This is a genomic window from Acinetobacter sp. V91_7 (genome assembly GCF_031799075.1).
GTDB classification, from domain to species: Bacteria; Pseudomonadota; Gammaproteobacteria; order Pseudomonadales; family Moraxellaceae; genus Acinetobacter; species Acinetobacter calcoaceticus.
Genome location: NZ_JAVQNT010000043.1, coordinates 1 through 22,730 on the forward strand (window position 1 = coordinate 1; position 22,730 = coordinate 22,730).

21 protein-coding genes and 1 pseudogene are annotated in these 22,730 nt (G+C 38.5%); 14 read left to right on the forward strand and 8 right to left on the reverse strand.

All coding sequences use genetic code 11. The annotated features are described in order from the left end of the window. Positions 1–379: 379 nt before the first annotated feature. Entirely contained in the window at positions 380–829 is a 450-nt protein-coding gene (locus RMB03_RS14935) for an SRPBCC family protein (RefSeq protein WP_311076754.1), read from the forward strand. A gap of 119 nt (positions 830–948) precedes the next feature. Here the strand turns inward: RMB03_RS14935 and RMB03_RS14940 are convergent, their stop codons facing one another. The 3 genes and pseudogenes from RMB03_RS14940 to RMB03_RS21095 all read right to left on the reverse strand — a co-directional run. Beyond that, complete coding sequence (locus RMB03_RS14940; RefSeq protein ID WP_311076755.1) at positions 949–1,851, reverse strand: alpha/beta fold hydrolase; 903 nt, start codon at positions 1,849–1,851, stop codon at positions 949–951. A 21-nt stretch (positions 1,852–1,872) separates the two neighbouring features. Beyond that, positions 1,873–3,429 carry a DUF2306 domain-containing protein gene (locus RMB03_RS14945; protein WP_311076756.1) on the reverse strand — a complete coding sequence of 519 codons (1,557 nt, stop codon included), beginning with the start codon at positions 3,427–3,429 and terminating at the stop codon, positions 1,873–1,875. 262 nt (positions 3,430–3,691) lie between these two features. Next, positions 3,692–3,754 (reverse strand): annotated as a pseudogene (locus tag RMB03_RS21095) (hypothetical protein); the annotation flags it as partial. Positions 3,755–3,880: 126 nt separating this feature from the next. Here RMB03_RS21095 and RMB03_RS14950 point away from each other — a divergent pair. Further along, positions 3,881–4,117, forward strand: coding sequence for a hypothetical protein (locus RMB03_RS14950; RefSeq protein WP_004642900.1), 237 nt, complete (start codon positions 3,881–3,883; stop codon positions 4,115–4,117). A gap of 60 nt (positions 4,118–4,177) precedes the next feature. Here RMB03_RS14950 and RMB03_RS14955 read toward each other — a convergent pair whose 3' ends face one another. Then, positions 4,178–5,095, reverse strand: coding sequence for a LysR family transcriptional regulator (locus tag RMB03_RS14955; protein ID WP_311076757.1), 918 nt, complete (start codon positions 5,093–5,095; stop codon positions 4,178–4,180). Between the two features lie 95 nt (positions 5,096–5,190). Here RMB03_RS14955 and RMB03_RS14960 point away from each other — a divergent pair, with 95 nt between their 5' ends. From RMB03_RS14960 to RMB03_RS14970, 3 genes are all read left to right on the forward strand, one after another. Further along, a complete protein-coding gene (locus RMB03_RS14960) occupies positions 5,191–6,573 on the forward strand; it encodes an aspartate aminotransferase family protein (RefSeq protein ID WP_311076758.1) in 1,383 nt (460 codons plus the stop codon). A gap of 55 nt (positions 6,574–6,628) precedes the next feature. Then, positions 6,629–8,194: a CoA-acylating methylmalonate-semialdehyde dehydrogenase gene (locus tag RMB03_RS14965; protein ID WP_311076759.1), complete on the forward strand. Its 1,566-nt coding sequence runs from the start codon at positions 6,629–6,631 to the stop codon at positions 8,192–8,194. A 106-nt stretch (positions 8,195–8,300) separates the two neighbouring features. After that, on the forward strand, positions 8,301–9,692 hold the full coding sequence (locus RMB03_RS14970) for an amino acid permease (RefSeq protein ID WP_311076760.1): 1,392 nt from the start codon (positions 8,301–8,303) through the stop codon (positions 9,690–9,692). A gap of 101 nt (positions 9,693–9,793) precedes the next feature. Here RMB03_RS14970 and RMB03_RS14975 read toward each other — a convergent pair whose 3' ends face one another. Then, complete coding sequence (locus tag RMB03_RS14975; protein ID WP_311076761.1) at positions 9,794–10,687, reverse strand: LysR family transcriptional regulator; 894 nt, start codon at positions 10,685–10,687, stop codon at positions 9,794–9,796. Between the two features lie 153 nt (positions 10,688–10,840). Between RMB03_RS14975 and RMB03_RS14980 the strand changes: the two genes are divergently transcribed. The 6 genes from RMB03_RS14980 (at position 10,841) to RMB03_RS15005 (ending at position 17,284) form a co-directional block, all read left to right on the forward strand. After that, positions 10,841–11,878, forward strand: coding sequence for a cupin domain-containing protein (locus RMB03_RS14980; RefSeq protein ID WP_281834119.1), 1,038 nt, complete (start codon positions 10,841–10,843; stop codon positions 11,876–11,878). 27 nt (positions 11,879–11,905) lie between these two features. Beyond that, positions 11,906–13,126 (forward strand): 3-hydroxybenzoate 6-monooxygenase, encoded by a 1,221-nt coding sequence (locus RMB03_RS14985; RefSeq protein WP_311076762.1) that lies wholly within the window; start codon positions 11,906–11,908, stop codon positions 13,124–13,126. Continuing rightward, complete coding sequence (gene maiA, locus RMB03_RS14990) at positions 13,123–13,761, forward strand: maleylacetoacetate isomerase (protein WP_281834115.1); 639 nt, start codon at positions 13,123–13,125, stop codon at positions 13,759–13,761. Before RMB03_RS14985 ends, maiA begins: the two co-directional genes overlap by 4 nt. 31 nt (positions 13,762–13,792) lie before the next feature. Beyond that, positions 13,793–14,494, forward strand: a complete 702-nt coding sequence (locus RMB03_RS14995; protein ID WP_167563540.1) for a fumarylacetoacetate hydrolase family protein — start codon at positions 13,793–13,795, stop codon at positions 14,492–14,494. A 111-nt stretch (positions 14,495–14,605) separates the two neighbouring features. Beyond that, complete coding sequence (locus tag RMB03_RS15000; RefSeq protein WP_281834112.1) at positions 14,606–15,949, forward strand: aromatic acid/H+ symport family MFS transporter; 1,344 nt, start codon at positions 14,606–14,608, stop codon at positions 15,947–15,949. Between the two features lie 78 nt (positions 15,950–16,027). Then, positions 16,028–17,284 carry an OprD family outer membrane porin gene (locus RMB03_RS15005; RefSeq protein ID WP_311076763.1) on the forward strand — a complete coding sequence of 419 codons (1,257 nt, stop codon included), beginning with the start codon at positions 16,028–16,030 and terminating at the stop codon, positions 17,282–17,284. 68 nt (positions 17,285–17,352) lie between these two features. Here RMB03_RS15005 and RMB03_RS15010 read toward each other — a convergent pair whose 3' ends face one another. Continuing rightward, positions 17,353–18,438, reverse strand: a complete 1,086-nt coding sequence (locus RMB03_RS15010) for an HlyD family secretion protein (protein ID WP_311076764.1) — start codon at positions 18,436–18,438, stop codon at positions 17,353–17,355. After that, complete coding sequence (locus RMB03_RS15015) at positions 18,435–20,012, reverse strand: MFS transporter (RefSeq protein WP_311076765.1); 1,578 nt, start codon at positions 20,010–20,012, stop codon at positions 18,435–18,437. The genes RMB03_RS15010 and RMB03_RS15015 overlap by 4 nt, the downstream gene beginning before the upstream one ends. Positions 20,013–20,178: 166 nt before the next feature. On the opposite strand from RMB03_RS15015, the gene RMB03_RS15020 reads away from it, so the two are divergent. From RMB03_RS15020 to RMB03_RS15030, 3 genes are all read left to right on the forward strand, one after another. Beyond that, on the forward strand, positions 20,179–20,805 hold the full coding sequence (locus tag RMB03_RS15020; protein ID WP_311076766.1) for a TetR/AcrR family transcriptional regulator: 627 nt from the start codon (positions 20,179–20,181) through the stop codon (positions 20,803–20,805). Positions 20,806–21,094: 289 nt separating this feature from the next. Next, positions 21,095–21,631 (forward strand): DUF4468 domain-containing protein, encoded by a 537-nt coding sequence (locus RMB03_RS15025; RefSeq protein WP_311076767.1) that lies wholly within the window; start codon positions 21,095–21,097, stop codon positions 21,629–21,631. Between the two features lie 341 nt (positions 21,632–21,972). Beyond that, on the forward strand, positions 21,973–22,182 hold the full coding sequence (locus RMB03_RS15030; RefSeq protein ID WP_005040451.1) for a cold-shock protein: 210 nt from the start codon (positions 21,973–21,975) through the stop codon (positions 22,180–22,182). A gap of 43 nt (positions 22,183–22,225) precedes the next feature. Here the strand turns inward: RMB03_RS15030 and RMB03_RS15035 are convergent, their stop codons facing one another. After that, a complete protein-coding gene (locus tag RMB03_RS15035) occupies positions 22,226–22,708 on the reverse strand; it encodes a helix-turn-helix domain-containing protein (RefSeq protein ID WP_311076768.1) in 483 nt (160 codons plus the stop codon). Positions 22,709–22,730 lie beyond the last annotated feature (22 nt).

Sequence of the window (22,730 nt, forward strand, 5' to 3'; positions counted from 1 at the left end):
ATTTTAGATGAGTATAGTCCAAGTTATGATGGGTTATGTTTGTATTATCCGGGCCGTAGACATGTTTCTAATGCGTTGCGAGCATTGATTGATATGATTCGTGCTGATCATTTCCCTTAAATTTAAGATTGTAGGGAAATTGATATATGGATAAATAATAAGCTTACATAACCAATAATAATTTCTAACACACGTTTAATTTAGAATTTCAAGTTTTAGTTGACAAGACAACATTACAGAGTTAATTCTATTTGACTAGTTCTATTTTGGAACTTAAATAATTTCCACTAACTTAAAAGTCAATAATAGCTATTATGGAAGTTGTAGAAGTATTTAAGTTACTAATTATTTTATTAATTTTTATATAGGTAGTGTTTAAATGATAAAAACTTGTAGAGCTTCAACTTTTATACCTGCACCTATAGAACAAGTCTTTGATGTTTTTACTGATTATAAAACTTACCGTTTGTTATCTGGTGTAAAAAGCACACGAGTGCTACAAGTGGGACAATCAGACCAAAGCTATTCACTTGGCACTATCCGAGAATTGGATTTGAGGTTTGGTGTCTTTCATGAGCAAGTCATGGATGTAAATTATCCACATTATTGGGATTATAAATTTATCAAATGGCCGCTTTCCTTGACCCATATTGGTGGTCGCATGTCATTTAAATCGGTAACAGGTGGTACACAAATGACATGGGAGTCAACGATTGAAATGAAGGGGAAAGTGAGTTTTACATTACCATTGATTGCGTGGATAAGTGGATATGGCTTAAAGCTAATGTCGTTACAGATGAAAAAAATTATAGTTAAAAAGGCTAGATAGGTGAGAGTGAATATTTTAGAAAGATAGGTTCGATCCTAACTGTAAAATGTCTAGCAATGTGAATGTAGGAACTAGTGTAAAAGCCCTCTAGAAGAGCTTTTACACTAGTTCCATAATGATTAGTTATTATTTATTGATAGAAGAAATTTTCTAATATTATGGGCTAATACTTTTGGTTGACTCAACGGTGCCCAATGAGCTGCATTTACTGTCGACTCACTTAAGTTACTCGCCCAGTTTTTACTGTCATCAAAAAGATAGGGGGGTAAAAATGGGTCTCGCAAAGCCATTAATGTATGTACGGGAACATCTGTCATAATCTCTTTTGCGAATAGAACACGTTGTAGTAGGTTTGCGCGATAAATGCCTAAATACCGAATTGCATCTCCTTCAACGCCTATATTCTTTTGATAATGAACGTCGGACTCATAATAAGTAATCATCCATTTCATCATCAATGTTCCTAAGCCACTGTACCATAATAATTCTGGAAGAATTGGTAGCGTAAAGAAGGTCATAAGGCTATTACGCCAGAGTTGAACAATGAGTTGCCATAAGTTTTTTGGTGTAGGTTTGAGCAAGCGTCTTCGTAGATATAGCCCAACTTGTTCTAAACTTGGCGACATGGTTGTAAATGAAGCAATTCGTTTTTTTCCTTCACTATCGCGAATAGCATCCCACCCATAAATGCCTCCCCAGTCATGTCCAACTAAATGTATTTTCTGATTTGGGCTTACAGCATCAATTACTGCATAGAGATCGTTGACTAAATGCTCGAACCGGTAATGTTTATATCCTTTAATATGTGTCGATTCTGCACATCCGCGCATGTCAAAAGCAACAACATAAAAGTCATTTTCAAGTTGTTTTGCCACTTTTTCCCAAAAGAGTGCCCGATCTGGAAATCCATGAGCAAATATTAGTATTTCGCGTGGATGCTCATGGGTTGGTTCGTCCCCCCAAGTATAAACAGCAATTTGAATATCGGTTGAGGATGAAACAAAGAAAGCTGGTTGCTGCATGTTTATTCTCCGATTAAATATTTAGTTATGTTCGCGGGTGGTTTGACCATAGATGACATGAAAAAAAGCGAGAAATAGTAAAGCAGTACTAAACCCAATAGGGATGACAAAGCCTTGGCCCGCCAAAATATATTCAATAGGAAGAGGAAGAAAACTGATGATGCCTATAGTTAGACAATAAAGCGTCGGAAACGGTAATAAACACATAAGAAAAACCAAACTTTCTTTCATATATGCCCAATGCTTACGACGATTTGCAGTTAAAAAGAAAATGCCGAAAAAGATGAGTAAAGCACCATTTACGACATACATCGTTCCACCAGAAAACAGAACATTCTGTGGCATAAGACCAATGTTCCAGCCGAGGTAAAATGCAGAGCTCCCCGCTATGATTGTTAAAATCGCGATTAAGTTTGCTAAATGATGTTGCTGAAAAGGAGTGGTTGTAGATGGACGGATTAGTAAATTTCTGAATAGGTATAGAGCCAAAGGCAAAGCTACAATGGTAGAAATAATAAAAGTTGTTTTGGCTATTGGATGAGATGATAAAACATTTGATTCTTGTGCAATGAAAGCGGCAGGGACAAGGTGTCTAGCAAAATCAAAGCTAGAGAAACCTTGACCAATTATATAGTAAGTAAAACTTATAATGCCTGAAACAATAGCTAAAGCATAAAGTATTGGTAACGCACGAACATAAATCTCACTACCACGAATAGCGATAGGATTAGGTTTACGTTGAGCCATTGGTCTCACATATTGGCGATTAATTAGAATTAAACCATAGCCAATAAGCAAACTCTCTGGCAGCATTAACCCCATAGTGACCAGATTTAAGGTTTGCTGGTCTATGTGTGGGAAAATTGCCGCGAGTATTGCCCAATCCCAGCGTAGCATAGGTGCAACCATTAAGCTGGAAAAAGACAACGCCATCCAAGCTTGATGCTCATAGATCTTACGCTTTTTAATTGCAAAAACAGCCATCGTGATTGCAATTAAAGAGAGTACACCAAATATCCATAGTCCAATCCATGCAACCAAATGATCATATATATGATGTGGCGCAGTATTGGCAAGATAAAGTAGGGATGCAATAACTGCTATGGGTACAGTAGCAATATATAAAACACCAATGAGTCGATGTACTTTTAAGTATTTTTTTCGGAAATAAGGCCAGAACTGTAAACCACCGAATAGCATGCAGACACTGCCAAAAAAAACATGAACGACCATGAGTCCTTTGTTGTAGCTCGACATTGTTGTGAAATACAGGCCTTGTTCCAGCAGTTTAGAATCAGCATAGTGTGAAACATTATGTAATTTTGATAATCCCCATATCTCAGTACTGATATGGCGCATATTTTCTGGAGTTGGATCTGTACGTACAGTCTTAATTGCTTGCTCAATTTGTTCTGTAGTCAGTTTACCCATAAACCCATCTAAAAACCGACCTTTGCCTTCTTCTAGAGCAATCCAGCCCGCTATCATCATGCTAATAATGATGATAGATAGAAAGATTCCACCCGAAAGCTTTCCCAAAATAGATTCAACACCGCTTGTACTTTGAGTTGATTTCATCTTGTTGTTTTCCCTTTCGTGTATTTAAACAGATCTAGACCATCTGAATTTATTACTTTGATATGCTAAGTTCTAAAAAGGAACTTTATAATGTCTATTTTGACCAAATAAGTGATAAATTAGGCCAAAGTAATAAATAGACATTAGTGAAAGAACAGGGGAATAACCTTATTGTTCTCATTTATATGATGGGAAAATCGCAGGGTGGTTCTAGGGTTTTAGACTACTTTTAACTTATATCCGATTGGTTATCAAAGAGTTAGATGCGTAACGGAAGGCGCTGAACAATTTTAGTAAAGTTACCAGTCGTATTGGTCGTCAAGATGAACTAAAAACTTAGCTATAAAGCTCCTAAACACGGGGCTTTTTCTTTTGATGGGGTGAAAAATTAAACTGACTTAAAGGTGGTCGTGATATGGTATAAGAGCACCTCCAATAATAAGGATTAAATATGTCAGACAATTCAACAAAATGGCTTTGTGTGGGTGGTGTTCTAAGTGGTGAGTGGAGAGAGCAGCAATTAGAAGCTTTTGATGTTGATCCCAATGATTTAAATACTCATAGTTATGAAGCAATGAAACTCATTAATCCTGTTACCAAGGCAGAACAGGATTTCTATGTATATACTGAGCTACAAGAACATGCATATGACAGGGCAATAAATTTTGCCTTATCCAAAAATCAATAAGATCAAGAGAGCACTTAGGTGCTCTTTTTTATCTGAAGACATGACCTGTTAAATAGTTTATTAATTCCCAAGGACTCGCTTCTCAAGCATATCCATAAAAGTTTTTAAAATAATATTGTGGTTTTTGCCTTTGTGAGTAATTAAGCAAATTGGGGTACTGTAATGCATTTTTTCCTTTGAAATAGCTTGCATGAAACCATCTTCAACCCATTTCTTTGCGTAGTGGTCGGGTAAAAAACCCAAAAACTTTCCGGTTAAAATCAGAAACGCGATTCCTTCACGGTCACTTGCAGTCGCTTTACAGTCTAAAAGTTGGTGCAACTTTGCCGCTTCTGGTGTGATGGCGTAATTGGGAAGTACAGCTTGCCATTTTTTTAATTCATCTAAATCCATCTTGCTACATTTGCCAAACAAGGGATGGTTTTTACCGCAATATAAAAATGAACTTTCGCTATATAAATCAAAATAGTCTAGGCCAGACAGCGGAGTCACAAGGGGAATTGCTCCAGCATGTAAACGGTTGTCTAGCACACGGCATTCAATATCTGAAAGTGTGCTCATACTAATGTTAATAATGACTTCGGAATGTTCTTCGGCGAGTTGTGCCAGCGTATTGGTAATGTAGCCACTTGGCATGGTCACAAGGTTGTTAATAATACCTATATTAAATTCACCCTTTAGACGGTTATGCATTTGATTAACTTTAGAGCGAAAGTCTTCGATAGATGCGGTGAGCACTTCTATATATTCTAAAATTTCCCGTCCTTCATTAGTCAATGCAAACCCGGCACGGCCACGCTGGCATAGCCGAATGCCCAGACGATTTTCTAAATCACTCATATGCAGACTAATGGCAGAACGGCTAATGCCAAGAATACTTTCGGCAGACGTAAAGCTATGACAGTCACAAACTGTTTTAAATATTTTAAGTAATTTAATATCAAAATCAGTCACTTGATTTAATTTTTTGGGTTTCATTTAGTTTCGTTTTTTTAAATCTAAACTCAAGATAATTTGAATTTATCAAAACTATATCGCTATGTACACTCAAAAATAGCCTCAAAACAAGAAGAGTGATTATGTTTGATATCGACAAATTAACTGATGGTGATTCTGCATCGGAAACCGTTCAATCAAATGCTCAGATGAGCTTAAATTATCAAGCGCATTGGATGCCATTTTCTGCAAATCGTAATTTTCATAAAGATCCACGAATGATTGTTGGTGCTAAAGGATCTTATTTAATTGATAGTGCAGGTCGCGAAGTCTACGACTCTTTGTCGGGCCTTTGGACTTGTGGTGCAGGACATACGCTTCCAGAAATTCAGCAAGCCGTAAGTACTCAATTGGCAAAGCTGGATTACTCTCCAGCATTTCAGTTTGGTCATCCTTTGTCGTTTCAATTGGCTGAACGAATTATTCAACATATGCCTGAAAAATTGCAGCATGTGTTCTTTACTGACTCAGGTTCAGAGTCAGCCGACACCGCAATTAAAATGGCTCGTGCCTATTGGCGAATTAAAGGCAAACCAAGCAAAACCAAGCTGATTGGGCGCGCACGTGGCTACCATGGTGTAAACGTTGCGGGAACGAGTCTTGGCGGTATTGGCGGTAACCGTAAAATGTTTGGTCAGCTCATGGATGTAGACCATTTACCGCATACCTTACAGCCAGATTTAAGTTTTACCAAAGGCTGTGCTGAAACAGGTGGTGTAGAGCTTGCCAATGAAATGCTTAAGTTAATTGAGCTACATGATGCATCGAATATTGCCGCAGTCATTGTAGAGCCAGTTTCTGGTTCGGCAGGCTGCATTGTACCACCGACTGGTTATTTAAAACGCTTAAGAGAAATCTGTGATCAACACGATATCTTGCTGATTTTTGATGAAGTCATTACTGGTTTTGGGCGAATGGGGAAATGGACGGCTTCAGAATATTTTGATGTCACGCCAGATATTTTAAATTTTGCCAAACAAATTACCAACGGTGCTATTCCACTCGGTGGTGTGGTGGCAAGCCATGAAATTTATGACGCCTTTATGCAGCAAGATTTACCTGAACATGCGGTTGAGTTTACCCATGGTTATACCTATTCGGCGCATCCGGTGGCTTGTGCGGCTGCTTTAGCAACACTCAATGTTTTAGAGAAGAAAAATTTAATTCATCAATCGGCTGCATTGGCTCCAAGTTTTGAAAAACTTTTACATGAGTTAAAAGGCGCTCCAAACATTCTTGATATACGCAACTGTGGGCTGATTGGTGCTGTGCAATTAGCACCGCGTGATGGCGATGCGACGATTCGTGGTTTTGAAATTGGAATGCAACTTTGGAAAGCGGGTTTCTATGTCCGTTTTGGCGGAGATACGCTTCAGTTTGGCCCAATGTTTAATAGCACAGAGGTAGAGTTACAACGACTCATGAATGCCGTGGGTGAGGCAATTTATCAAGTGAAATAACGTTTGTTTATATCAACGCTCCATTAGAAAAGATGAATAGATACAAGGAAAGAAGATGAACACTTTAGAGAATTTTGACAGCAACGCGATTGCCAACACAGACACAGATTCAAGTCAGCAAACCGTTAAAGTAGTAGGGCATTTTATTGATGGTGGGCTCGTAACCAAAACTACCAAGAAACAGCCGGTTTATAATCCAGCGACTGGTGAAATCACCAAAGAAGTTGCGCTTGCAGATGCAGACTTAGTAAATCAAGTGGTTCAAATTGCAGAGCAAGCTTTTCCAGCATGGCGTGATACACCAGTGATTAAACGCGCACGTGTGATGTTCAAATTTAAGCAATTACTTGAAGAAAATGCTGACAAGCTTTGTCAGTTGATTGGTGAAGAACACGGAAAAATTTGCCATGATGCCAAAGGTGAATTACAACGTGGCATCGAAAATGTCGAATATGCATGTGGCGCGCCTGAGTTTTTAAAAGGTGAATATTCGAAAAATGTGGGTCCAGATATTGATTCATGGAGCGAGTTTCAACCATTAGGTGTGGTTGCTGGGATTACTCCTTTTAATTTCCCAGCAATGGTTCCGTTGTGGATGTTCCCAATGGCGATTGTTTGCGGTAACTGTTTTATTTTAAAGCCTTCAGAAAAAGCGCCGTCGGCTGCGTTATTTCTAGCTGAACTATTAAAACAAGCTGGATTGCCTGATGGTGTTTTCAATGTTGTAAATGGTGATAAAGACGCTGTTGATGCATTGTTGCATCATTCAAAAATTCAAGCGGTTAGTTTTGTCGGATCAACTCCGATTGCAGAGTACATTTACCGTACAGCAACCGCGAGTGGTAAGCGTTGCCAAGCGTTAGGTGGGGCCAAAAATCACGCCATTATTATGCCAGATGCAGATATTGATAACGTCGTAACTTCTTTGTTAGGTGCGGCATTTGGTTCATCTGGCGAACGTTGTATGGCACTGTCCGTTGCTGTTGCCATTGGTGATGAAGTTGCAGATGTTGTGATTGAAAAATTAAAACAAGAAATGAAGCAGTTGAAGTTTGGTCACTATGCAGATGAGCGTAATGACTTCGGACCGCTCATTACGCAAGCACATAAAGATAAAGTACAAGCTTTTATTCAAAGCGCAGAGCAACAAGGTGCTAAAATTGTTGTAGACGGTCGTGATGCAAAACCAGCAGGTTATGAGAAAGGTTTTTTTGTTGGACCAACTTTAATTGACCAAATTTCACCAGACATGACAAGTTACCAGCAAGAAATATTTGGTCCTGTTTTACAGGTCATTCGTGTACAAACGATGCAAGATGCAATGCAACTGATTAATGACCATGAATATGGTAATGGAACGTGTATTTATACTCGTGATGGCGAAGCAGCGCGTTATTTTACGAGCAATATTCAAGTCGGTATGGTTGGGGTCAATGTGCCATTACCTGTGCCAGTTGCATATCATAGTTTTGGTGGCTGGAAACGCTCATTATTCGGTGATTTATATGCGTATGGTCCAGATGGTGTGCGTTTTTATACACGCCGTAAAACCATTACCCAGCGTTGGCCTTCAACACAGGTCCGTGAATCCAAACAATTCGCTATGCCTACATTAAATTGATGAATAAAAGGGAAAACTCTGATTTTCCCTTTTTGTTTCGTACAAGTTGGAGAAGTACATTTTAAGACGGTTTTAAAATCAGTTTGTCAATTTGAAGGAATCGAATATGAACAATGATAAAACAACAAAATTAGGTGAAGGACTTTCTAATCGACATGTCACCATGATCAGTATTGGTGGCGTTATTGGTGCGGGTTTATTTGTAGGCTCTTCTGCGGCAATTGCAAAAGCAGGCCCAGCCGCCGTACTCGCTTATATAATTACAAGTATTTTAGTTTTTCTGGTCATGCGCATGCTGGGCGAAATGGCCGTAGCACAACCAGATACAGGTTCATTTTCTACATATGCCCGTAAAGCAATCGGCCCTTGGGCTGGGTTTACCATCGGATGGTTATATTGGTGGTTTTGGGTACTGGTTATTCCAATTGAAGCGATTGCTGGAGCTGAAATTTTGCATGCTTGGTTCCCGCAAATTTCCAGTGCAGTTTATGCGTTCGCCTTTATTATTTTACTCAGCTTAGCCAATTTTTTTAGTACCAAAAGTTTTGGTGAGTTTGAGTTTTGGTTTGCCCTCATTAAAGTCGTTGCGATTGTAGTGTTCATTATCATTGGGGCAATGGCTGTATTTGGAATGTGGCCTTTAGCAACAAATGTGAGTGGTGTCGGCAATCTATTTTCAAATGGTGGTTTTATGCCACATGGTATGGGCGGGGTTTTATCAGCAATTTTAATCTCGGCTTTTTCATTTTTTGGAATCGAAATTCTTTCAATTGCTGCGGCAGAATCTAAAAATCCGGAAGAAAAAATTAAACGTGCGACCAATTTGGTGCTCTACCGAATTATTTTATTCTTTGTTGTTTCTATTTTTCTTGCAGTTGCTTTGGTCGATTGGCGTTCGCCAGACTTGCAAAAATTTGGCACCTTTCAGTTTGTCTTAATGAGCCTGAATGTTCCTGAAACTAAACTGATTATGGATGCCGTGGTATTTATTGCGGTTGCAAGCTGTATGAATGCCGCAGTTTACACTTCATCTCGCATGTTATTTGCTTTAGGTACACGTCAGGAAGCACCGAGAGTTGTGACAAAAATTAATGGGGTGGGCGTACCGACTTCGGCTGTGTTTTTATCTACGTTGATTGGTGTAGTGTGCTGCGCTGTAAACTATATGTTCCCGGGACAAGTCTTTGGGTTCTTACTCTCAACCACAGGCTCAATTGCATTACTGGTGTATTTGGTGATTGCATTTTCACAATTGCGTTTAAGACATAAATGGGAAAAAGAGGGTACAGCTGTATCTTTTAAAATGTGGTTGTTCCCATGGTTAACTTGGTTTGTGATTTTAGTTATTATGACCGTTTTAGGTTATATGTTCTTATCACCTGCCTATAGTTATGAAACCACTTTATCTTTGGGCGTAACTTTAGTGGTGGTCGTTTGTGGGCTGTTTGTCACGCGAAAGCGTAAAGCAACCAGAGCGGTTGCTATGAATTTAGATTAATTAAAAAAAGAGTTTATAAAGACTTTGTGTAGTGAAATTTTATCTATCTATGCAAAGTCTTTTTATTTTTATTAGATTTTTAATGGTGCCTGTTAAATTTTCTATTCAGAAAAAAGTTCAAAACATACTCTTCTTAACCATTGGTTGCTTGGTGTTTGATGAACTCGTGCATGCCAATGCTGCTTTACGCTATAAGTCGGAAAATGATAAGGAGGTTCTAAAACTTTTAAGCCACCTCTGACTAAAAGCACCTGACTTAAATAATGAGGAATAGTTGCAATCGCGTCGGTGTCTTGAACAACCAAGCCAACCCCTAAATAGCTTGGCAAACGAACCAGAATATTTCGGTTTACTCCTAGTTTTTGTAACTCATGCTCCAGCACGTAGTGTCCACCCGTTGCAAAAATATCGACATGTAGCTCTTGGCGAAATTCTTGTTCTGAAAGCGTTGTGCCTGTAAGCCTTGGGTGTTCTTTACTGGCAATACAAATATAACGTTGCTGGAAAAGTGTTTGCTGATAAAAACCTGCTTCAAGTTGAGGCAAAAAACCAATGGCTAAATCAATGTCTCCATTTGACATCATTACTGGCGTATTGGCATCAATTGGGACAATTTCTAGGCGAGTATTGGGGGCATGGGCACGTAAATAATTGATCAGTTTAGGTAATAAAACCAGATGGCTAATATCAGTCATGCTGATTTTAAATTGATAATTTGAAGTCTGTGGATCAAATTCAATATTGTAGTTTTGAACCAGTTTCAGTCGGTTCAGAATTTCTACAACCAGTGGATATATTTGTTTAGATAACTCAGTAGGTTGCATTTTATTTTCAATACGGACAAAAAGTGGGTCCTGAAAATGCTCACGTAATTTATTTAACGCAATACTTAAAGTCGGTTGTCCAATTTCAAGCTGTTCGGCAGCTTTAGATACACTGCTATGTTTATAAATTTCAAAGAAAATTTGTAAAAGCCGAGTATCAAGATCAAACACTTTAATTTCCTTGTATTGATTTTATCAATACAGACTATTGTTTTTTGTGCATGGATTCAACAATTTTCGATTGTTACATTGATGATCAAGGAAGAATAGGCCGTAAAAGTACAAACCTTATTGTACCAATTGGCCTTAAATAGAGGATCTGAAATGGAACAGTTAGCAACGCTAGATGACTTGCCGAAACGTTATCTTGGTCAACTTGAAGAATCAAATTTAGTCCCTTTATGGCCAAGTTTACGTAACGTATTGCCTCCGCATAAACCGATGCCACAGACGTTAGCAACGGCATGGTATTTTCAGAATATTAAACCTTTATTGCTCGAAGCAGGTGAGTTAACACCGATTGAAAAAGCTGAACGCCGTGTATTGGTTTTAGCAAATCCCGGACATGGTCTGGAAAATATGAAAGCCAGTTCGGTCATGTATCTTGGCATGCAGCTTTTGTTGCCAAAAGAGTGGGCGCCATCACATCGACACACCCCAAATGCAGTGCGCCTGATTGTTGAAGGTGAAGGTGCTTATACGACTGTTGAGGGCCAAAAATGCATGATGGAGCATGGAGATTTAATCCTTACACCATCAGGGCTGTGGCATGAACATGGACATGATGGCGATGAACCTGTTATCTGGTTAGATGTATTGGATTTACCTTTGGTTTATTACATGGAGGCTTCTTATGTACAACCGGGCGAAATCCAAAAAGTGACTAGTGCCGGAAATGCCCATCATTATGGAACGGGCATTGTACCAACTGCACATTTTACCCGTGAAAATGCTTCGTATCCAATCATGCGTTACTCTTGGAAAGAAACCAAAAAAGTTTTGCATGCGCTTGCAGATGATAAAAACCATCAAGCACCAATTCAGGTGACTTACATCAATCCTGAAACTGGTGATGACTGCCAAAATATTATTGGTTACTCAGCTTTAATGCTCAGACCAAATGAAATATTACAGCTCCAACCGCGCTCTACTGCCCAAATTTTTCATGTGATTGACGGTCAGCTCCAAGTCAAAATTGATCAGAAAGATTTCAATTTAAATAAAGCTGATACAACATGTGCGCCATGTTTTGCTCATATTGATTTAATCAATACCTCAGATCAACCATGTTATTTGTTTATTGCAGATGAAGCGCCCTTACAACGGAAACTGGGTTTGTACTCTGTGCGTGAGCGCCAGTAAATAGAATATTTTATAAGGATATAAATCATGTCAAATACTCAACAACCGATATTAATTGCTGGTGGTGGCATTGGCGGGTTTGCAGCTGCACTCGCTTTGGCAAAACAAGGCTTTAAGGTACAGGTTTTTGAACAAGCCCCTGAAATTGGTGAGATCGGTGCAGGTATTCAACTAGGCCCAAATGCTTTCCATGCCTTTGATGCGCTAGGAATTGGTGAGATTGCTCGCAGTAAAGCAGTCTATACCGATTATATGGTTATGCATGATGCGATTGATGAATATCAGGTCGGCAAAATTCCAACCGATGAAAAGTTTCGTGAACGTTTTGGTAACCCATATGCGGTGATTCACCGTGCCGATATTCATGGTTCATTGGTCGAAGGTGCTAAACAATACGGCAACTTAGAAATTATCACTAATTGTCATATTCAAAAAGTTGACCAAGATGATGCGGGCGTAACGATTACCGATCAAAACGGGAAGCAATATCATGGTCAGGCACTTATCGGTGCTGACGGTGTTAAATCTGTTGTGCGTGATACCTACGTTGGTGACCCTGCATTGGTTACAGGTCATGTGGTTTACCGTGCTGTTGTACCTGAAAGCGAGTTTCCTGAAGACTTGAAATGGAATGCAGCTAGTATTTGGGTAGGGCCAAATTGTCACCTTGTGCATTATCCACTGCGCGGTGGAAAGGAATATAACGTTGTAGTGACGTTCCATAGCCGTGAGCAAGAACAGTGGGGCGTAACCGATGGTTCTAAAGAAGAAGTGCTGTCTTATTTTCAAGGAATTTGTTCGAAAGCTCGTCAATTGATTGAGTTACCTAAAAGCTGGCGCCGCTGGGCAACCGCAGACCGTGAACCGATTCAAACATGGACTTTTGGCTGTGTGACATTACTTGGTGATGCAGCACATCCAACCACGCAATATATGGCGCAAGGTGCATGTATGGCGATGGAAGACGCCGTAACTTTAGGTGAAGCGTTACGTGTTACCGACCATGACATTTTAAAAGCTTTTGATATTTACCAAAAAGCACGTGTGGCACGTACAGCGCGTATTGTTTTGTCTTCACGTGAAATGGGCAAAATTTACCATGCCAAAGGTGTGCAACGCTTGGTTCGCAATGATTTGTGGCGTGGACGTCCTACTGAACGTTTTTATGATGCAATGGAGTGGTTGTATGGCTGGAATGTCAATAACTGCCTTGATGCAGTAAAAAACTATCAAGGGAATGTGGCATGAAACTTTATAGCTTTTTCCGTAGCGGTACATCGCATCGAACTCGCATTGTGTTGAATCTAAAGGGTTTGGCTTATGAAGCGGCTTATATATCGCTCGCTAAAAACGAACACCATCAAGCTGCTTTTAAAGCTTTAAATCCGCAAGGATTTGTACCAGTAATTGAAACTGAATCGGGGAACTTGTTGCAAAGTCCAGCCATTATCGAATGGCTAGAAGAACAATATCCCGAACCCGCTTTATTGCCTACAGATGCATTAGGTCGTGAAAAAGTCCGTGCCATTGCTGCTTTAGTTGGATGCGATGTTCACCCCTTAAACAACAAGCGTGTTCTTGAATATTTACGCCAGAACTTAGGGCTGGATGATGCACAAATCAACGCATGGTGTGCCAAGTGGATTCAGGATGGATTTGCAGCTTTAGAGCATATTTTGGAACAAGACCAGAATCGCGAAAAGTTCTGCTATGGCAAGCAACCGACCATTGCAGATGCCTATTTAGTTCCACAAGTAGTTTCTGCTGAGCGTTTTAAAGTCAATTTATCGGCTTATCCAAACATTAATGAAATTTACCAACATTGCATGACCTTAGAAGCATTTCAAAGAGCCGCACCTGAACAGCAGGCTGATGCATTTTGAGTTGTGATTAATTAATAGAAGGAATTTATATATGTCATTTATTTTTGAACCAATGACCACGGCTGGTCTATTTATTCACGGCTCAGAGCATAAATTTCCGGTACGCCGTGTGTATTGTGTGGGCCGTAACTATGCTGCTCATGCACGTGAAATGGGTTTTGACCCAGACCGTGAACCACCATTTTTCTTTTGTAAGCCAAATGATCTTGAGTCGGTTGTTCCGGTAAATACAGATGCGGTTGATATTCCATACCCATCTGAAACTTCAAATTTTCATTATGAAATTGAGTTGGTCGTTGCAATTGGTAAAGATGCCAAAAATGTCTCGGTTGAGGATGCAGTGAATTATATCTATGGCTATGCCGTTGGTTTAGATATGACACGCCGTGACTTACAGATGGCAATGCGTGAAAAAGGCCGCCCATGGGAAATCGGTAAAGCTTTTGATTTTTCTGCACCAGTTGGCCCAATTCATCCGATTACTCAAACGGGTGAAATCAATAATGCCGATATTCATTTAACGGTAAATGGTAAAACCGAACAGCACAGCGATGTCAGTCACCTGATTTGGTCTGTGGCTGAAACGATTGCAAATTTGTCTACGCTATTTGAACTAAAAGCAGGTGATTTGATTTTTACAGGAACTCCAGAAGGCGTGGGTGCTGTAGTGAAAGGTGATGTTATGCGTGCAGACATTACCGGACTGACTGGAATTACGGTGAATGTGAAATAAATCAAATTGAACTGATTTATGGAAATAGGTGCTCAACCTAAATAAAAAATACAGTTGGGCACCTTTGCTAAGGATTGCATATACGCCAATGTATTGGCGAAAGGAGCTCTCATGTCTCAAAATTCTATAGACGTACAAAGTTTCATTGATGAAATACCGCTATCGTCTTTGCAAAAATTAATCATGTGGTTGTGTTTTTTGATTGTTGCGATTGATGGTTTCGATACCGCAGCAGTTGGGTTTATTGCACCTGCTTTAAAGGCAGAATGGGGGTTGCAAGCAACCGATTTGGCACCTTTATTTGGCGCTGGTTTATTTGGACTCATGGCAGGCGCACTCATTTTCGGACCGTTATCCGATAAGCTAGGCCGTAAACCGATTTTGATTGGGTCGGTCATTATGTTTGGGATTGCTAGTGTGTTTGCCTCTTTTTCAGCAGATTTACAAACCCTAATTATTTGGAGATTTCTCACTGGTTTAGGTCTAGGTGGGGCTTTACCCAATGCAATTACTTTAACCTCTGAATATGCGCCTACATCTCGTCGGTCTAATCTTGTAACCATGATGTTCTGTGGCTTTACAGTGGGTTCTGCTCTTGGTGGTATTTTTTCGGCTCAGCTACTTCCTCATATTGGTTGGCACGGCATTTTGCTCATTGGGGGAGTGTTGCCTTTAGCGACTGTACCTTTCTTATATTTTTTATTACCTGAATCTATTCGATTTTTAGTGCTTAAAAAGAAGAGCACTGAAAAAATTGAAAAGATTATTCACCGTATTGCACCGCATTTAAATAGCACACCGACTTTGGTGCCAACAGTTAATGAAGTCGAAAAATCAAGTTTGAAAGATTTGTTTAATAAAGGCTTTGCTTTGGGCACTTTTTTGATTTGGTTTACCTTTTTTATGAGCCTTCTCATTATTTATATGATTTCAAGTTGGATGCCTACTTTACTGACCAATGAAGGCTTTAATTTATCCAACGCGTCATGGCTGACTTCAATTTTCCAAATAGGTGGAACCATTGGTGCGATTGTCTTAGGCTTGTTAATGGATAAGATGGATGCAACCAAAATTTTAAGTACGGCTTATGTTTTTGGTGGTTTTTTCCTGATTTGTTTAGGGTTTGGAATTGAACAGGCAAATACGGTTTTATTAATGTTTGCCATGTTTGGGGTAGGTGCAGGAATTAGTGGTTCGCAAGTAGGAGCAAACGCTTTTGCATCTAGTTTTTATCCAACACATTGCCGTGCAACAGGGGTAAGTTGGGCTAATGCGGTAGGACGCTCAGGGTCGATTGTGGGATCAATTATGGGTGGTTGGTTAATGTCATTAAATCTCTCCAGTTTTGAAATTTTAAGTATTTTAGCGATACCTGCATTTTGTGCCGCGGTTTCGTTGTTACTCATTAAACGTTTAAAGAAAAATCAGTCTCAAGTTTTAGTCGCTTCAAATTGAGATAATACGATTCCACCGAACAAATATATATCTGTGCCAAAGGATGGCGCAGACAATAGTTAAAGGATGATTTGTTTCATGAAATATTTAAAAAACGAATATTTAAAGTTTTCTACTCTTTTATTTATCTGTAGTGGTCATTCATTACTGTGGGCAGCAGATACCACTCAACAAAGCGAAGATGAATGGAAGTTCACGCTAAAGAATGCTTATATCAATCGTAATTTTGATAATGATGCACTCAAAGACACAGGCAGCTGGTCTCAGGCAGCGTCATTATTTTATAAATCGAAAATGCATGACACCCCACTAGTCATTGCAGACAAACCTATTACGATTGGTGCCGATGCTTCTGTTCAATACGCTGTTCGTTTGAGTTCAGATAAACATGTCGCCGACACCGTTTTACCTTTTAATAAGGAAACGCAATCTCAGGCATCTGACTATTTAAAATACGGCGCCACTTTAAAACTGGGCTATGACAAAACCCTTTTAAGTGTCGGTGAACTCTGGTTAGACCTGCCTGTAACGGCTGTCGATGCGAGCCGACAATTACTTGCCTCTTATTGGGGAACTAATCTTAAGTCTCAACTTTCAGATCAGCTTTATGCCGAAATTGGTCGGGTTGAAAAAGTCTCGCCACGAAATGAAGAAGATTTTAAAAAGTTTTCTTTTACGGCAAATGGAATTACCAAAGAATCTGATGGCTTAAACTACGTTGATCTACGTTATCAATTTACGCCGTCTTTAAAGGGTGAATACTACTTTGGTAATTTAGAAGACCTCTACAACAAGCACTATGTTGGGCTTGAGCATAATTGGAAACAACCTAATTTCGCCCTCACTTCTAAGTTTAAGTACTTCAATGCAAAAGATGATGGCAATACTTTTGATATCGATGCACAAAACATTGGAGTGCTGGAAACTGTTAAAGTAAAAAACCATACTTTCGGCTTGGGCTACCAACAAATCATGGGTGAGTCAGCTTACCCATTACCGGATGGTTTCTTACCAGAAACCTATTTCATTAACTGGAATGCTACTGGTTTCTTTAAAGAAGACGAAAAGTCTTATCATGTGATGTATGGCTACGACTTTAAAGATTACCTTCCGGGCTTAAACGCAATGGTGAAATATGTGTATGGCCATGACTTTAAAGCAGCAAATGGTGAAAAGAACCATGAAACTGAGTCGAATGTGATTTTAAATTATGCGTTTCAACAGCCATTCTTAAAAGGCGTTGCCCTGCAATACATTCGCATTGATTACAACGTTAAACATGGCAATGACTTTGGTGAAGATCGTCTGTTTGTAAATTACACCAAAAAGTTTTAAAACTCATAATTAAAAAAGAGACCCATTAACAGGTCTCTTTTTCTCTCATATTTCAAAATCTAGACTATCTATTTATTCGTATCTATTGATACTAAAACCGATAAACCAGGACGTAATAATTTAACGTCTTTTTGATTTTCAACAAGCTTGATTCGTAAAGGTAGACGTTGAACAATTTTGGTAAAGTTACCAGTCGCATTGGTCGCAGTGATCGGAGAGAAAAATGCGCCAGTAGATGGAGAGAAGCTGTCTACCACACCTTTTAATTCAACGTTATAAGCATCGACATAGACATTAACAGGTTGTCCGATTTTGATTTGTTTTAACTCAATTTCGCGAAAGTTTGCTTCTACGTAGACTTGATTTAAAGGTACGACAACCATTAATGGATTACCAGCGCCAACAAAGTTACCGACGTTGGCAGACTTCTGACCAATCATGCCATCAATAGGTGCTCGAACTTCTGTATAGCTCAGATTCAGTTTTGCTTTATCAAGGGCAGCCTGTGCCTGTTTAAGGGCAGCTTGTTTGGCTTGTACCTGAATCTTGTATTGGTTTAATTGATATTGCGCATCGATTACTTTTTCTTTGCTGCTGTCTAAGTCGGCATATTGCTCAGTCAATGTGGTTTTTGACTGTTGCGTAATTAATCTAGATTCCGCCCCAAGAGCTTGTAGCTGCTCATAACGCGCCGTGTTGTCTTTAGTAAGTGTAATTCCTGCTTCTACTTTTCTAAGCTGGGCCTCTGTTTCTCGAATAACAGTCGGTTGTCTATCAACTGCGAGCATTGCTTCGCTTAAGTCGGCTTGTGCTTTTGCATAATTAGATTCAGCTTCAGCTAAAGCAGCTTGATAATCACGTGCGTCAATCCGTGCTAAAAGTTGTCCTTTTTTTACAGTCTGATGATCTTTAATATAAATTTCTTCAATATTGCCAGACACTTTAGGGGCAATGGTTGAGTACTCTACATCCACACGTGCATCGTCTGTTTCAACAATTGAAGACGGTAAAAATATAAGTTTTAAAACCCATAAAATGGATGCTAAAACAATAATAAATGTGATAACCATAACCCAATGCTTTTTGAGATATTGCACCTTTGTTAACTTGGGTGGTTCGGTGTTGGTGGTATCTTGGGCTTCGAGAGTACTCATAAAGATTTTCCTGAGTTATGACTATTCATTAACTTAATGAGAGCAATACGTGGTGGATAAGTTCTAACGGGCAAAATCAGCATAACGATCAATAAAAACGCAGCCAATCCCGCTAAAAGTAGATATTGATCGCTAATGACTAAAACAGATTGCTGCGCTTGAATCGCAGAATTTAGAGCTGATAAACCACCTGAAACACGTTCTGCGCCATTTTCAGTCAGTACAGGTGGGGTCAGAGGGTTAATAACAGGGCCTTGAATATTTTGGAAAACATGTTGGGCTGTATTTTCAATCAGTCGTGTTGAATGATATTCACCGCGTACACGGTTCACCCAATCCAAAATACAAACACCAAGTACGCCACTAATGGCACGCGGAGTATTAATCATTGGTGAAGCGTAAATCGCCATGGTTGGATGTACGCTGTTTGTACCCATCATGAGCAACGAGAGCACTACACAGGTTTGCCCTAAACATGAAATCGCGTGCCAAAAATAAAATTGATCTTGATTCCATGTGGTGTCGAGCTGACTTGCACCTAAACAGCCTGCGATGACTAGAAGCAAACCAAAGCCATGCACATATCGACTATCAACCCAAGCTTGATTTAAAAGCTTAACGACAATAGGAATATAGATAAATTGCAATGCCGCAATTTGTAAACCAATCCACATGGTTTGGGTAGGTTTATAGCCGTGTACAGCACTTAGGTAATTGAGTGGTAATGTACTTGTCGACATCCCAATAATCACAAAGCAAAACAGCGCAAAAATGGCATAAGCAAAATTTCGTATTTCGAGCATTTGCGGTTTAATTAATGGGGACGGAGAACGCCATTCATGTATGAAAAATAAAGGTAATGTAATGGAACTGATTAAAGCCAATACACAAATTAATTTAGAGTGGAACCAATCTAGATGATTGCCATGCAATAACATGGTGCTCAGGCTTGCCAAACTAATGATGGCTAAAATAGCGCCTGTCCAATCGTAAGTCTTTATTCTTGAATAATTTAAAGGGTCTTGGGGAATACCAAAATAAACCAACGCTGCACTTAAAGCACAAAACGGGATGGTTTGAAAGAAAATCATCTTCCATCCAATTACATCTAAATAAAAGGCAGAAAGCGCAGCACTTAAGTTGGGAAAGAAAGTCGCAGTTAATGCGTAGCAGGCTAGACCCCATAGTCGAATATCTGGCCCCAAAAATCTAAGCGCACATGCCATGAGCAAAGGAATGGTTAAACCATTAGCAAGACCTTGTAAGGCGCGTAATAAATAAAATATTTCGATATTTGGACTAAAAGGAATTAAAACACTAGAGAAGAGGCAAAGCCCTATGGCAAAAAGAAGAACTCTCCGCATAGAAAAAATGACCGCCCAACTGGTGGAAAGTATCATTCCAATAATCATGGCACTGGCATAAATACTGTTGACCCAATAACCCGAGTCAACACTAATTCCCATAGCTCCACGTATGTCGGCTAGGGTAATGCTGGTAATGCGGTTATTAAATTCGACAGTCATTGCAGCAAATATTGCACCTGCCAAACCGATGAGGGGGCGTATATTCATCTTTTACCTTAAATCTTAAACACAAATTTATGCAGGTAGCAGATATTGCAATTAACTGTACCGATCGGTACTCTACTCTTTAATTAAATTTACGTCAATTCTCGATTTTGAACTTTTCGATGAGTTACACTACAAACGAAGTCGCTAAAATTGTTATAAGGTCAATATGTCTGGTTCAACTAAAGCTAATGAAAAAGATCAAAAAATTCTGGATGCAGCAACAAAATTTTTTCTGACTCATGGTTTTAGTGGCACCACAACAGATATGATTCAAAAAGAGGCGGGTGTTTCAAAAGCAACCATGTATGGCTGTTATAAAAATAAAGAAGTGATGTTTGCTGCCGTGATTGAACGACAATGCACGAACATGCAAGAGCAAATTATATTAGTCGAGACAAAAGCCGAAAACCTACGTTCTGCTTTAACTGAAATGGGGAAAACCTATCTGTGTTTTATATTATCGCATTCAGGTTTGGCTTTTTTTAGAGTATGTATTGCAGAAGCAGTCAGGTTTCCAGAGTTATCTGAAAAATTCTTTCAAGTTGGCCCAGAACGTCTTGCTAATATTATTGCGGGTTATCTTGAAAAATCTGCCAAAAATGGTGAAATTGAGTTAAATTCTTCTGCTGATATCGCTGCGAATATATTTTTAGCATTACTACGAAGTGATGCGCATCTTAAGTGTCTTACACATCCTAATTACATTATATCGGATAGTGAAATTAGTTCTTGGGTTGAATATGCAGTTGGTTTTTTTCTGAAAAATATCAATTACAATGAGAAGTTAAAATAATTTTATCAGTACTTCTGGTCGCAAAATTGGCAAGTTCTTTTCTTTATTTAAAAAGTCTAGCAATGGTTTTCCCATTGTGACTCGTCCAGAAAATTGAAAATATCCAAGATAGAGACCCATAGGAAATTCAAGCTAAAGTATCCTTTAGCAATGATTTCAACCTAGCAGCACTTGATAGAACCTGACAATCAAGTGCTGTATTTTTAACTTTATATAAACCAAATTATTCGATGCGCTGGTGTAAATTTGGAGGTTCTAACTTCTAGTCTCTTTAAAAAGTGAGCGTTACGTGAGAAGAGTAATTTTAGCTGCTACATTAAGTTTTGCCGTACTAGGTATGCAAGGTTGTCTTTCTTTGCCTCATAAAGTTGATGAAAAACCCGCTGAAAAGAAAAACGATTATTTTTCAGAAATTATTAAGTTCAAAGGTTTAAGCCAAACACAAATTTATGATGCTTCTAAAAACTGGCGAAACAATGTTGTGGATTATGTTTCAAGTCGAAAGATTATTCAGGCAGATGACAATAATAAAGTACTGACAATTAAAGGACATGCAGGACTAAAATTTGATAATTGTATGGACTGTCTAAGCAGAAATATGATTAAGGTCGCAGATGATTCCTTTAATTATATTTTGAAAATAGAAGTTAAAGATCATCAAGCTAAGCTTACTTTTAGCAATATAGAACCTCGTGACAATCGTAATAATCATTTTTATAAAGATAAAAATGCAGCCATAAAAAATCAATTAAAGAACATTGTGGAAGGCTATAAATTTCATATCTTACATCCGAATGCTCAGCCTAAAGGTGCGAGTCCAATGTAATTTTTTTACATTGGCTTATAAAAATATAGTTAAAAAGTCAGATAGGCCTATGAGTGATAAATGTCTAAAGAAAATAGGCATTTATCTTTGTTAGGTAGGTGATGTATATCTCTTTAATATAAAAAAAATAAATATTGGATATAAATATCTTGAATAAATATTGATTTCCTGTATGCTTAACTTAACTAGAAAAAAGACTTGTAGTAAATCTTCTTTAAGTATCGCAGTTTTAGTCATAATCCTTCGTTTTTTTCAGATCTTAAGCTCAATTCGTTATTATTTTTTCAAAGTTATATTTGTCATTTAAAATGACTCAAATTATTAAAATCAAAGGATATATTATGTCTAATACAAGTAATGGTACAGTAAAGTGGTTTAACGAAACTAAAGGTTTTGGTTTTATTCAACAAGAATCTGGTCCAGATGTGTTTGCCCATTTTAAAGAAATTGCTTCTTCTGGCTTCAAAACTTTATATGAAGGTCAGCAAGTAACTTTTAATATCGCTCAAGGCCAAAAAGGTCCAAGTGCTGTGAATATTATTCCACAGTAATAAGCGACAAAAAAAAGCCCTGATTATTCAGGGCTTTTTTTATTTATTGTGAATCAACTTTTACCTGACGATGAATTAATCTTAATTCTAAATTTTCCAAGCTAACGACCTGATCATTTGAATCAACCAGCTTTAATTTAAGTAAATCATTTGTATTTTTGTGGAAAACTTTAACCACATCTTGATCAGCTTCAATAAAGTTGCTGCCAGATTCAAGCATTGCAAGTAATACAATATTTAAGCTTCTACCTTTTGGTGTGAGTAAATACTCTTTGCGCTCTCTAACGCCGATTTCCTTATAAATAGATAATTCAAATATTTCTAATTGAATAAGATGTTTTAGTCGATTAGATAAAATTTGCTTTGATATGCCTGTATTTTCTAAAAATTCATTAAATTTAGTTACCCCATAAAAAGCTTCTCTTAATAAGAGGATGGTCCACGTGTCATTCAATATTTCAGCAATTTGAAAAATTCCACACACATCTGCCGAGAATTTATTATTTGGAATAATTTGATTTGACATTCAGTGGGGCTCCAATTAGCAT

Excerpts from the sequence above, each read along its gene's own strand:
- RMB03_RS14935 (WP_311076754.1), top strand. The coding sequence starts at position 380 with ATGATAAAAACTTGTAGAGCTTCAACTTTTATACCTGCACCTATAGAA.
- RMB03_RS14940 (WP_311076755.1), bottom strand. The coding sequence starts at position 1,851 with ATGCAGCAACCAGCTTTCTTTGTTTCATCCTCAACCGATATTCAAATT.
- RMB03_RS14945 (WP_311076756.1), bottom strand. The coding sequence starts at position 3,429 with ATGAAATCAACTCAAAGTACAAGCGGTGTTGAATCTATTTTGGGAAAG.
- RMB03_RS14950 (WP_004642900.1), top strand. The coding sequence starts at position 3,881 with ATGTCAGACAATTCAACAAAATGGCTTTGTGTGGGTGGTGTTCTAAGT.
- RMB03_RS14955 (WP_311076757.1), bottom strand. The coding sequence starts at position 5,095 with ATGAAACCCAAAAAATTAAATCAAGTGACTGATTTTGATATTAAATTA.
- RMB03_RS14965 (WP_311076759.1), top strand. The coding sequence starts at position 6,629 with ATGAACACTTTAGAGAATTTTGACAGCAACGCGATTGCCAACACAGAC.
- RMB03_RS14970 (WP_311076760.1), top strand. The coding sequence starts at position 8,301 with ATGAACAATGATAAAACAACAAAATTAGGTGAAGGACTTTCTAATCGA.
- RMB03_RS14980 (WP_281834119.1), top strand. The coding sequence starts at position 10,841 with ATGGAACAGTTAGCAACGCTAGATGACTTGCCGAAACGTTATCTTGGT.
- RMB03_RS14985 (WP_311076762.1), top strand. The coding sequence starts at position 11,906 with ATGTCAAATACTCAACAACCGATATTAATTGCTGGTGGTGGCATTGGC.
- maiA (WP_281834115.1), top strand. The coding sequence starts at position 13,123 with ATGAAACTTTATAGCTTTTTCCGTAGCGGTACATCGCATCGAACTCGC.
- RMB03_RS14995 (WP_167563540.1), top strand. The coding sequence starts at position 13,793 with ATGTCATTTATTTTTGAACCAATGACCACGGCTGGTCTATTTATTCAC.
- RMB03_RS15000 (WP_281834112.1), top strand. The coding sequence starts at position 14,606 with ATGTCTCAAAATTCTATAGACGTACAAAGTTTCATTGATGAAATACCG.
- RMB03_RS15005 (WP_311076763.1), top strand. The coding sequence starts at position 16,028 with ATGAAATATTTAAAAAACGAATATTTAAAGTTTTCTACTCTTTTATTT.
- RMB03_RS15010 (WP_311076764.1), bottom strand. The coding sequence starts at position 18,438 with ATGAGTACTCTCGAAGCCCAAGATACCACCAACACCGAACCACCCAAG.
- RMB03_RS15015 (WP_311076765.1), bottom strand. The coding sequence starts at position 20,012 with ATGAATATACGCCCCCTCATCGGTTTGGCAGGTGCAATATTTGCTGCA.
- RMB03_RS15020 (WP_311076766.1), top strand. The coding sequence starts at position 20,179 with ATGTCTGGTTCAACTAAAGCTAATGAAAAAGATCAAAAAATTCTGGAT.
- RMB03_RS15030 (WP_005040451.1), top strand. The coding sequence starts at position 21,973 with ATGTCTAATACAAGTAATGGTACAGTAAAGTGGTTTAACGAAACTAAA.
- RMB03_RS15035 (WP_311076768.1), bottom strand. The coding sequence starts at position 22,708 with ATGTCAAATCAAATTATTCCAAATAATAAATTCTCGGCAGATGTGTGT.